This is a genomic window from Sphingomonas sanguinis, from assembly GCF_001476905.1.
In the GTDB taxonomy this organism is placed as follows: Bacteria; Pseudomonadota; Alphaproteobacteria; order Sphingomonadales; family Sphingomonadaceae; genus Sphingomonas; species Sphingomonas sanguinis_B.
In genome coordinates this window covers 1-10,868 of record NZ_LDTE01000050.1, presented here as the reverse complement: position 1 = coordinate 10,868, position 10,868 = coordinate 1, and the positions used below count along the sequence as shown (strand labels likewise).

General features: G+C 66.1%; 9 protein-coding genes and 2 tRNA genes. 6 read left to right on the top strand and 5 right to left on the bottom strand.

Annotated features, from left to right (window positions below; genetic code table 11):
* Positions 1–49: 49 nt before the first annotated feature.
* Positions 50–682 carry a (d)CMP kinase gene (gene cmk, locus SB4_RS09050; RefSeq protein WP_058752318.1) on the bottom strand — a complete coding sequence of 211 codons (633 nt, stop codon included), beginning with the start codon at positions 680–682 and terminating at the stop codon, positions 50–52.
* A complete protein-coding gene (gene aroA, locus SB4_RS09045; protein WP_058752317.1) occupies positions 679–2,010 on the bottom strand; it encodes a 3-phosphoshikimate 1-carboxyvinyltransferase in 1,332 nt (443 codons plus the stop codon). The genes cmk and aroA overlap by 4 nt, the downstream gene beginning before the upstream one ends.
* 95 nt (positions 2,011–2,105) lie before the next feature.
* Here aroA and SB4_RS09040 point away from each other — a divergent pair, with 95 nt between their 5' ends.
* From SB4_RS09040 to SB4_RS09025, 4 genes are all read left to right on the top strand, one after another.
* Positions 2,106–2,429, top strand: a complete 324-nt coding sequence (locus tag SB4_RS09040) for a TIGR02300 family protein (RefSeq protein ID WP_058717749.1) — start codon at positions 2,106–2,108, stop codon at positions 2,427–2,429.
* An 86-nt stretch (positions 2,430–2,515) separates the two neighbouring features.
* Positions 2,516–2,591, top strand: a tRNA-Ala gene (locus SB4_RS09035).
* 78 nt (positions 2,592–2,669) lie between these two features.
* Positions 2,670–2,745 (top strand) — tRNA-Ala (locus tag SB4_RS09030).
* Positions 2,746–2,848: 103 nt separating this feature from the next.
* Entirely contained in the window at positions 2,849–4,006 is a 1,158-nt protein-coding gene (locus SB4_RS09025) for a lysozyme inhibitor LprI family protein (RefSeq protein WP_058752316.1), read from the top strand.
* Between the two features lie 70 nt (positions 4,007–4,076).
* Here SB4_RS09025 and SB4_RS09020 read toward each other — a convergent pair whose 3' ends face one another.
* The 3 genes from SB4_RS09020 to SB4_RS09010 all read right to left on the bottom strand — a co-directional run bounded on the left by SB4_RS09020 (position 4,077) and on the right by SB4_RS09010 (position 8,830).
* Positions 4,077–5,537 (bottom strand): globin-coupled sensor protein, encoded by a 1,461-nt coding sequence (locus SB4_RS09020; protein WP_058752315.1) that lies wholly within the window; start codon positions 5,535–5,537, stop codon positions 4,077–4,079.
* Positions 5,538–5,684: 147 nt separating this feature from the next.
* Complete coding sequence (locus SB4_RS09015) at positions 5,685–7,700, bottom strand: M3 family metallopeptidase (RefSeq protein WP_058752314.1); 2,016 nt, start codon at positions 7,698–7,700, stop codon at positions 5,685–5,687.
* A complete protein-coding gene (locus SB4_RS09010) occupies positions 7,697–8,830 on the bottom strand; it encodes a PLP-dependent cysteine synthase family protein (protein ID WP_153006149.1) in 1,134 nt (377 codons plus the stop codon). The genes SB4_RS09015 and SB4_RS09010 overlap by 4 nt, the downstream gene beginning before the upstream one ends.
* Before the next feature lie 95 nt (positions 8,831–8,925).
* On the opposite strand from SB4_RS09010, the gene SB4_RS09005 reads away from it, so the two are divergent.
* Together SB4_RS09005 and SB4_RS09000 are read left to right on the top strand one after the other, a co-directional pair.
* Complete coding sequence (locus tag SB4_RS09005) at positions 8,926–9,405, top strand: Lrp/AsnC family transcriptional regulator (protein ID WP_058734742.1); 480 nt, start codon at positions 8,926–8,928, stop codon at positions 9,403–9,405.
* Between the two features lie 403 nt (positions 9,406–9,808).
* Positions 9,809–10,795 (top strand): bile acid:sodium symporter family protein, encoded by a 987-nt coding sequence (locus tag SB4_RS09000; RefSeq protein WP_058752313.1) that lies wholly within the window; start codon positions 9,809–9,811, stop codon positions 10,793–10,795.
* Positions 10,796–10,868: the final 73 nt, after the last annotated feature.

Sequence of the window (10,868 nt, the reverse complement as noted above, 5' to 3'; positions counted from 1 at the left end):
CCCCCTCCGTCAGCGCTGGCGCGCTGCCACCTCCCCATGCTGGGGAGGATTAGCGCGCCTTGGCTGCCACCTGGGCGTCGACGAACTGGATCGCGCGAGCGACCGCTGCGTCGATCGTCAGGCTGGAGGTGTCCAGCGCCGCCGCGTCGGCGGCCTGGGTAAGGGGGGCCGTAGCCCGGCCGCTGTCGCGTTCGTCGCGGGCACGGATATCGGCCAGCACCTGCTCGAACGACACGTCGGCTCCGTTCTTCACGAGTTCGGTGTGCCGCCGCCGGGCACGCACCTGCGGACTGGCCTTCACGAACAGCTTGGCGTCCGCATCGGGTGCGATGACCGTGCCGATGTCGCGCCCGTCGAGGATCGCGCCGCCCGGCTGATTGGCGAAGCGCTTCTGTCGCTGGAGCAATGCCGCGCGGACCAGCGGATGCGCCGATACCACCGAGGCGAGCTTGCCCGTCTCGTCATTGCGCAAGGTGGGATCGGCCAGCAGGCTGTCGTCGAAGCTGCACGCCGCCACCGCATCGGCTTCCTTCGTGGGATCGAGATGCATCTGTCGCACCGTCGCCGCCACCGCGCGGTAGAGCAGGCCGGTGTCGAGATGCGGCAGGCCGTAATGCTTGGCTAGCGCGCGGGCGATGGTGCCCTTGCCGCTGGCGGCGGGGCCGTCGACCGCGATGATCATGCCATCGCTCCCAGCTTTTCCAGCGTGTCGAAGAAGATGGGATAGCTGGTCGCGACCGGTGCGGCATCGTCCAGCGTGATGGGCTCGCGGGCGTTCAGCGCGGCGATGGTCATGCTCATGGCAATGCGGTGGTCGAGCAACGTCGCGATGGTCGCGCCGCCGGGGATCGGATCGCCGCCGGTGCCGGTGACGGCCATGCCGTCCTCGAATTCCTCACAACGGACGCCGCACGCGCCGAGCGCGTTCGCCATGGCGGTGATGCGGTCCGACTCCTTGACGCGCAGTTCTTCTGCGCCGCGCGCGATGGTCGTGCCGGTCGCAAAGGCGGCGGCCACGAACAGCACGGGATATTCGTCGATCATGCTCGGCGTCAGCTCGGGTGGCACCTCGATCGCCGACAGGGGCGCATGGCGGACGCGGAGATCCGCCACCGGCTCGCCGCCGACGATGCGCGCGTCCAGCTCGGTGATATCGGCGCCCATCATCTTCAGCGCTTCGATGATGCCGGTGCGAGTCGGGTTCATGCCGACATTGGTGATGGTCACGTCCGCGCCCGGCACGATCGAACCCGCGACCAGCCAGAAGGCGGCCGACGAAGGATCGCCCGGCACGATGATATTCTGCGGCTTCAACTCCGCCTGGCCCCGAATCGTGATGACCCGTCCTTCGGGTGAGGGGGTGACGGTCAGTTCGGCACCGAAGCCCGCCAGCATCCGCTCGCTATGGTCGCGGGTCGCGATCGGCTCGATGACCGTCGTCTCGCCGGGCGTGTTCAGGCCCGCCAGCAGGATCGCCGACTTCACCTGTGCCGACGCGACGGGCAGGGTGTAGCGGATCGGCACCGCCGGGTTGATACCCCGGACCATCAGAGGCAGGCGGCCGCCCGGCGTGTCCTGGAATTCCGCACCCATCTGCGACAGCGGTTCGATGACGCGGCCCATCGGGCGCTTGGACAGCGAGGCGTCACCGATAAAGGTCGCGGTGATCGGATGGCTGGCGACAAGGCCCATCAAAAGCCTTGTCGAGGTGCCCGAATTGCCCATGTCGAGCGCGGTCTCGGGCTGGAGCAGGCCGCCGACCCCGACGCCGTGGATCACCCACACCCCGTCATCCTGCCGGACGATGTCCGCGCCCATCGCGCGCATCGCGGCGGCGGTGGCGAGCACGTCCTCGCCCTCCAGCAGCCCTTCGACGCGGCTTTCACCGACCGCGAGCGCGGAGAGCATCAGCGAGCGGTGGCTGATCGATTTGTCGCCCGGAACGGCGATGGTGCCGCGAAGGGCGGCGGCGGCTCGCACGGTGCGAGGCTGGGGAAGGGGATGCGCCATGATGGCGCGGGCTTTTGACAGGGGCCTTGCGCTGTGGCAAGGCGCGCCCACTTTTCGCTCCGGCGGAAAACCCAATTCCGAAAGGTATGAACGGCATGATCAAGCCGGAATGGGGCACGAAGCGTACGTGCCCGAAATGCGCGACGCGTTTCTACGACCTCGAAAAGGACGACCCCGTCACCTGCATCAATTGCGGGACGCAGTGGGAGCCCGAGCCCATCCTGAAGTCGAAGCAGCCTCTGCCGTTCGAGCAGAACAAGCCCGAGAACAAGGAAGCCGACAGCGATCTGGCGGGCGGCGACGACGAAGATCTGGACATCACCGGTGAGGACGAAGAGCCCTCGCCCGACGATGAAGTCGATCTGGGCGGCGACGACGATCTGGGCGTGGAAACGTCCAGCGAGGACGACGAACACTGAGTTGTCCGACGGGCTCGGGGAGCGCTTGAAAAAAGTGCTTGCCGAGCCCCGGCGGCCCCGCTAGTGGGCTGCCTCCACAGCGGAATGGGGCCGTAGCTCAGCTGGGAGAGCGCTGCAATGGCATTGCAGAGGTCAGGGGTTCGATCCCCCTCGGCTCCACCATTCCGCCGTAACGGCTGCATTGTCTGATATGCGCTGTAGGGCCGATCCGCATCCCGCCGGATTGGTGCCCAAATCGATGGGGCCGTAGCTCAGCTGGGAGAGCGCTGCAATGGCATTGCAGAGGTCAGGGGTTCGATCCCCCTCGGCTCCACCATCCTTTCTATAGAGTATGTTCGGCGTCATCCCTGCGGTGAGGCCTTTTTTGCGTTGTCTGGGCGCGATATCCTGTACTGTCGATCGCGAACGAGGGGGGAGCGATGCGGGAGCGGGCTCGAATACTGGTCGTGCTGGTCGTGGCGTTATGGGGCCTGGCGCTTACGCCCGCGCGGCTGGGCGCGGCCGGTCCTGCCGAGGGGCCGAGCTTTTCCTGCGCCAAGGCCGGAAACGCGGTCGAGCGCGCCATTTGCGGTTCGGTTGATCTGTCCGCCGCCGATCGGACGATGGCATCGCTCTATAGCCTGGCGAAGGTCAGCGCTTTTGACAAAGGCCCCTCCAACCAGCTTGCCGCCCAGCGCGAGACCGTCAAGGATCTGGCGGCGTGCGGAACGTCCAACGGGCGGGCTGCGATGGCGAGTTGCATCGCCCGCGTCTATGCGCGTCGCAACAATGATCTGGCGATCGCCCTGGCCCTCAGAGCCCCTGACCGCGCCTTGCCGATCATCGGACGCAACGATCCCGTCTTCGCGCCCGTCATCGAAGCGATCTCCCTGTGGGCATCCGAGCCGCGAGACGCCGATTGGTCTAAACCCGAAAGGGCAGGGAAGCGCCGCCAGATCCTGACCCTGATGGCCCACTCCGCGGCGATCATGTTCACGGACAAGGACCCGCCATGGGGCCGCGACCTGTTGCGCGATGGTTCGCAAGGGGCGTCCGTGGCGACGGTCGAGGACATTCTGACGTCGGACCGGCATTTCGCTTTCTTCCTGAACGCGCTGGGGCCCTATCTGCCCGAAGGAATAGGTGACCGCGCCGGTTCCTTCGATCGGGCCATCCCCTGCGCCGCCATCATTCGCCATCCCGCGCTGCTGCAGGCGACGGAGTCCCTTTTCGGCTCGACCCTCGATAATTTCGTCTTTGCCAATGACTGCGGCACCACGACTCCGCCGCTACCGCGTCTGGCCACTCTGAGCGCGCAGTTGAACAAGAGCTGGCCCACTTGCGAGGGCACGATCCGCTTTGCGGCCTATCGAGCGGCGATGACCGCGTATGACGAAGCGCGATTGGGGCGGGCGCCGCACAACAGCGATGCCTGGCCGCGTGAGCGCTATGGGGTGAGTGCGGCCACGCTACAGGCGGTACGGGCGGAGCTGGCCGATTATTACGTCACCTATCTCGGCAAGACGCCCGAGGCGGGCAGGATGATGGCCGATGATTCGCTCAAGGGCATTTTCGCGACGACCCATCAGTGCGAGTGACGCGGCGGCGCTGACACGAAACGGGCCCCGACCTACGCTGGAGCCCATTTGTACTTTAGGGAAAGTCGGATCAGGCGGCGGCCAGGCGGCGCTGCATCTGGTGAACCGGATTGTGGAAATCGCCGCTCATCTCGGCAAGCTGGAAGCGGGCCACCTCATGCGCCAGGGTTTCGGCCTCGTGCGCCAGGTTGCGGGCCGAGTCGGTGACCTGTTCGACCATCGCGGCGTTGCGCTGGGTCACGACGTCCATTTCGGACACGGCGGTGTTGACCTCTTGCAGGCCGATTGCCTGTTGCGCGGCCGAGTCGGCGATCTGGGACACCAGGACGCTGATCTCGCCGATCCGACCGATGATCCGGCCCAGCGCCGCACCCGCCTCGTTGACCAGGGCGACGCCCGATCCGACCTGGGTCGATGAGGCCATGATCCGGGTCTTCACGTCCTTGGCCGCCTCGGCCGAACGTTGCGCCAGGGCACGGACTTCACTGGCGACGACGGCGAAACCCTTGCCCGCTTCCCCGGCGCGGGCCGCCTCGACGCCGGCGTTCAGCGCGAGAAGATTGGTCTGGAACGAGATGCCGTCGATGACCGTGATGATCTCGCTGATTTCGGACGAAGAGCGTTCGATCTGCCCCATCGCCTCGACGGCCCGACGGACGATGTCGCCCGATTCCTCGGCTTCGTGGCGGACTTCGCCGACGATGCGGTTGGCGCTGGAGGCACCTTCGGCGGTCTGGCGGACGGTGCCGGTGATCTGCTGCATGGCGGCGGCGGTCTCTTCCAGCGCGGCCGCCTGCTGCCGGGTGCGATCGGACAGATCGTCGGACGCTTCGCTGATATCGCCCGAACCGGTGCGAATCTGCACGCCCGAGCTGGTGACCACGCCCAGGGTGGCGCACATCTGCGCACGCATCGCCTCGAAACTGTCGGCAAGCGCCTGATATTCGGCGGGCAGTCCGTCCAGCGAGGCGGTCAGGTCGCCCTTCGCCATGCGCTCGAACACCGCGCCGCAACGTTCGATCACCGCGCGGCGCCCCGCCTGTTCGGCGTCGAAATAGGCGGCCAGCGCGATATCCATGTCGATCAGCGACGCCTTGACCAGTGCCGTCGCGGCCCGGGCCCGCCGCCGTGCGCCGAACGGCCAGAACAGCCAGCCCAGGATCAGCTTGGGCAGGACATATTCCAGCATCCGGGCATAGCCGCTGATATACCAGGTCGGGGCCAGCCCGATCCGCGCATGAACCTGACCAATATGGGTCGACGAGGCGACATAGTCGTGGTCGAGCGGACGCGAGAACAGCTTGCGCCAATGCTCCATCTGCTTGTCGCGGGCATGATCCATCCGCGCCTGTGACGAGAACATGCCGCGGATTTGCGACGTGTTGGCGATGTGGCGGTAGAGGGCGGCCAGTGCGGCGGGCGCATGCCGCTCGATCGCGCGCTTGACCATGGGAAAGGTCGAATAGCTTTTCGCGTCATAGTCGAACGCGGCCAACCGCTGCTCAAAATCAATCTGTTCCGCCCCGCTCATCGTTCATCCCTCCATGCCCGACTTTTCTTATCTTTAAGAGGGTTAACGAAGCGGAATCACGGACGGGGCGGCGGGAAATAATTTCACTGACGCATGTTACAAAAGGGAACGAAGTGCCGGGGCCCGTGACAGGCCCCGGCATGGATATCAGGCAGCGAGGCCGTGATGGCGCAGCAGCGCATCCGGCTCCGGCGCGCGACCGCGAAACGCGCGGAAATTCTCGGCCGCCGGACGGCTCGCGCCGCGCGCCAGCACCTCGCGGCGGAACCGGTCGCCTGCCGCCTGGCCTTCCTCGGCAAAGGCGGCGAAGGCGTCCGCCGACAACAGCTCGGCCCAGAGATAGCTGTAATAACCCGCCGCATAGCCGCCCGCGAAGATGTGGCTGAAGCTGTGCGGGAAGCGATTCCATTCGGGAGGACGGATCACCGCCACCTCGTCGCGCACGGCATTCAGCACGTCCATCACCCGGCCCGTCTGCGCCGGATCGAAGTCCCGGTGCAGACGCAGGTCGAAGGTCGCGAACTCGATCTGGCGCAGCAGGAACAGCCCGGCCTGGAAACGCCGCGCAGCCAGCATCTTGGCGAACAGATCGTCAGGCAGCGCCTCGCCGGTCTCGACATGGGCCGACAGCTGGGTCAGCGTCGCCCGGTCCCAGGCGAAATTCTCCATGAACTGGCTGGGCAGCTCCACCGCATCCCACTCGACGCCCGAGATGCCGCCGATCGAGGGCAGGTCGACCTCGGTCAGCAGATGGTGCAGCACATGGCCGAACTCGTGCAGCAGCGTGACGACATCGCCATGCGCCAGAAGGGCAGGGGTGTCGCCGGTCGCGGGTGGGAAGTTGCAGGTCAGATAGGCGATCGGCCGGTGGAAACGGTCGGCATCGCGGAAACGCGGACGGCAGACATCCATCCAGGCACCACCACGCTTGCCCGCCCGCGCATGGAAGTCGCAATAGACGCCCGCGACGATCTCGCCACTCTGGTCCTGCACGTCATAGTAGCGGACATCGGCGTTCCACACCGACACGCCCGGCCGCTCGACCAGGCGAACACCGTAAAGTCGCTCGATCAGCGCGGTCGTGCCCTCCATCACGCGGGGCAGGGGGAAATAAGCGCGGATCGCCTCCCGATCGACGCCGAAGCGCTCGCGGCGCATATGCTCGGCAACATAGCCCGTGTCCCAGGGCTCCAGCTTGGCGATGCCGAATTTCTGGGCTGCATAGGCGGTCGCGTCGGCCAGTTCCTGCTCCGCCAGCGGGCGGGCGCGAGCGGCGAGGTCGGCCAGGAAGGCCAGCGCTTCGTCCGCCGATTGCGCCATCTTGGTCTCGACCGAGCGGGCGGCGGCGTCGCGGAAGCCCAGCAGCTGCGCCGCTTCATGGCGCAGCGCCAGGATACGGTCGATCCGCGCACTATTGTCGTGGGAGGGATCGGCCGCCTGGTCGGAGGCGCGGGTGGCATAGGCCTTGGCGACGCGGGCGCGCAGGTCACGATTGTCGGCCTGCGTCAGGATCGCCTGAACGCTGGGTTCGCGCAGCGTGACGAGCCAGCCGTCCAACTCCTTCTCGGCGGCATAAGCGGCCAGGATCGCCTTGGCATTCTCGGTCAGGCCGGAGAGCATCGCCTCGTCGGTGACATGCTCGCTCCACGCCTCACTCGAATCGAGCACGGCATTGCCGAATTCGGTGGTCAGCTGGTTGAGCTCCACGCCGATCTCGCGGAACCGGGCCTTCGCCGCATCGTCCAGCGCGACGCCGGACAGGGTGAAGTCGCGCCGGGCGAGCACCACCGCCCGCGCTTCGGCTTCGCTCAGTGGGGCCAGGTCCACGCGGTTGAAGGCCGCGAACAGACGCGGGTCCTGTCCTGCCTCCAACCCATATTCCGCCAGCTTCGCCTGCGCCTCGGCAAAGGCGGCGCGCAGCTCGGGCGTGTCGGCCACCGAATGGAGATGCCCGGCGGGCGACCAGCCGCGCGACATCGCAAAGCCCGCCCGCTCGCTGGCCAGCACGACATCGGCGAAGTCGCTGGCGTTCGATCCGCCGATCCGGTCGGCGGCGGCGCGCGCGTCGGCGATCATCTGGTCGACCGCGGGCACGAGATGTTCGGGCCGGATCGCGGCGAAATCAGGCAGGTCGGTATCGGCAAGCAGCGGGTTGGTCGTCATTCGGCATCCTTGAGCAGCATCTGTCGCAGCCTCATCTCGGCAGCGTCGACGCTTTCGGCAAGCCCCTGTTGCGCCAGCCAGCGTATATCATGGTGACAATCGGCATAGCGCGCGCCGTGATCGCAGATCAGCGTGGCCACCGACCCGGTGCCCCCGGCCTCCGCCATTTCGAGCGCAAGCATGGCGGCGGCGACGAAGTTCGTGCCCGTCGACGGCCCCACCGGACGGCCCAGCAGATCGCTGGCGATCCGCATCCCGGCGATCGAGACGGCATCGGGCAGCTTCATCATCCGGTCGATCGTGCCCGGCAGGAAGGACGGCTCGACACGGGGCCGACCTACGCCTTCGATCCGTGAAGGATAGGCGCAGCGTGCGGCCGGGTCCCGATCGCGATAGCCCGCATAAAAGGCGCTATGCTCGACATCGGCGACGCACAGCCGGGTGGGCAGCCCGCGATACCGGCAATGCCGCCCGATGGTCGAGGCGGTGCCGCCGGTGCCCGCGCCGACCACGATCCAATCGGGCACGGCATGGGGCTCGCCGGCCATCTGAGTCAGGATCGCCGAGGCGATATTGTCGCAGCGCCAGTCGGTCGCGGGAGCGGCATTGGTGAACTGGTCCAGATAGACGCCACCCATCGCATCGGCCAGGTCACGGGCTTCGTCATACAGCCGCTCGGGGCGGACCAGATGGCATTGGCCGCCCTGGGCCTGGATCGCGCGGATCTTGGCGGGCGCGGTGCTGAGCGGCATGACCGCGTGAAAGGGCAGGCCGAGCAGCCGGGCGAAATAGGCCTCCGACACCGCGGTCGATCCCGAGGAGGCCTCGACCAGCGGGCGCCCCTCGCGGATTACCCCCGCCACGATGCCGCTGGTGAACAGCGAGCGGGCGAGGCGGTGCTTCAGGCTACCGGTCGGATGCGCCGATTCGTCCTTCATATAAAGGTCGATGGTCGGCGCGGCGGGCAGGGTCAGCGCGAGCAGCGGCGTTTCGGGCGCGCGTCGGCGATCGCGGTCGAGCACGGCCAGCGCGCGGGCAATGAAGTCCTGATCCACTGCACGCTCGGCCATGGTGATCCCCAGGGCATCGGCGACGCTCTGGCTTTGGACGGGGGGGATGGTCATCAGCATGGCAATATCCTTCTGCGCTAAAGGATATGCCGAGCCGCTTGCCAAATCATACCAAAGTTGCCAGCGTTTTTCGGATTTCGCGGAAGGATATCCCAATGAACGGCGTTACGATCGATAAAATCGACACCGCAATCCTCGCCGAGCTTCAAACCGACGCCAGTCCCTCGGTCGCCGAGATCGCACAGCGGGTGAACCTGTCGCAAAATGCCTGCTGGCGACGGATACGCCGCCTGGAAGAGGAGGGCGTCATCCTGCGCCGCGTCGCGCTGCTCGATCCCGAGAAGCTGGATGCAGGCATGACCGTCTTCGTCAGCGTCCGCACCGCCGAGCACTCGGCCGCCTGGCTGGAGGAATTCGCCCGTGCGGTCAGCGATCTGCCCGAAGTCGTCGAATTCTACCGCATGGCGGGAGAGATCGATTATCTCCTCAAGGTCCGGGTCGCCGACATCAAGGCCTATGACCGGGTCTATAAGCGGTTGATCGAGCGAGTGCGGCTGGTCGATGTCAGCGCGGCATTTGCGATGGAGGAAATCAAGAACAGCACGGCCATTCCTCTCCCCACGGTATTGCGATAGCGTTACCAATTGCATTTCATGCAACTATGTTTGCGGACGTTGCAATTGCATCGGTTGCTGCTGCAGTGCACAAGGATCGGGCCTTTCAGGCATCCTCTCCTAAAAACTTTTCGGCCGGTCCTTTGACCGGCCTTTTTTTTGGCCGCGATTTCCCCTACGGAAAGCGCGCATCGTCGGCCGACAATCAAAAAGAATCAGAAATCGGGAGTGGAAGCCGCCGGTAAGACCGGCAGCGGCATGGCGATCGGGTTGGGGGTTGAGCGATTCGGGCGTCGCTCCCCCCGATTTCCCCTGGGAAGATTTGGTATTTCGCGGGTGCAGCGCCTATCAGGCGCGCTTTGTAGCGCGTCGAGGCAAGGCCTTCCGTCTTTCGCCGTCGCGCGACCAGTCCAGGGAGCGCTCCATGATCCAGCGCCTGTTTTCCGTTTTTGAACCCTTTGTGCTCAGCCTGCTGGGCACGGTTCTGCTCGCCACCGTCCTGCCCGCTCGGGGCGGCTTTGCGACGTTCATGGGGCATCTCGCCGAGGCGGGGATCGTCCTTCTCTTCTTCCTCCACGGTGCCAAGCTGTCGCGCGACGCCATCTGGCAGGGCTTGCGCAACTGGCCGCTTCATCTGGCGGTCCTCGCTTCGACCTTTGTCCTGTTTCCGGCGATCGGGCTGGGGATGGTGCACCTGCCCGGCATGGACCCGGCCTGGGCGAGCGGCATCCTGTTCCTGACTTTGCTGCCTTCGACGGTGCAGTCGTCCATCGCCTTCACCGCCATCGCGCGCGGCAACGTGGCGGCGGCGATATGCAGCGCGTCCTTCTCCAATCTTCTGGGCATCGTCCTGACCCCGGCGCTGGTCGCCCTCGTCATGCAAGTCGATGGAGGGGCAGGGGTATCGCTCGCCTCGATCGAAGGCATTTTGCTGCAACTGCTCGCGCCGTTCGTCCTGGGTCACGTGCTGCGCCCCTGGATCGGCGATTTTGTCGGACGGAATAAGTCCCTGGTGACGATGGTGGATCGCGGCTCGATCCTGCTGGTCGTCTACACTGCCTTTGGAGCGGCGGTGGTCGAGGGGCTGTGGTCGCGCGTGTCGCCCGGCGATCTGGGGCGGCTCATGCTGCTCTGCTTGTTGCTCCTGGGGGCAGTGCTGGCGGCGACCTATGTGATCGCGCGCGTCATGCGCCTTTCGCCAGAGGATGCGATCGTGCTGCAATTCTGCGGATCGAAGAAGAGCCTGGCCTCGGGCGTGCCGATGGCGGGCGTCCTCTTCCCGGCGGCGCAGGTCGGCGTGATCCTGTTGCCGGTCATGCTCTTCCACCAGATCCAGCTGATCGCCTGCGCCATGCTGGCCCGGCACTATGGTGAAAGAGCCTCGGCGGCGGAGGCGAGCGAGAGAGGTTAGGGAAGGCGTGTTACGCCGCAGCGCAAGAAAAACGACAATGATGTGAAAAAAGCTGTTGACCGCCTGGTTGGCC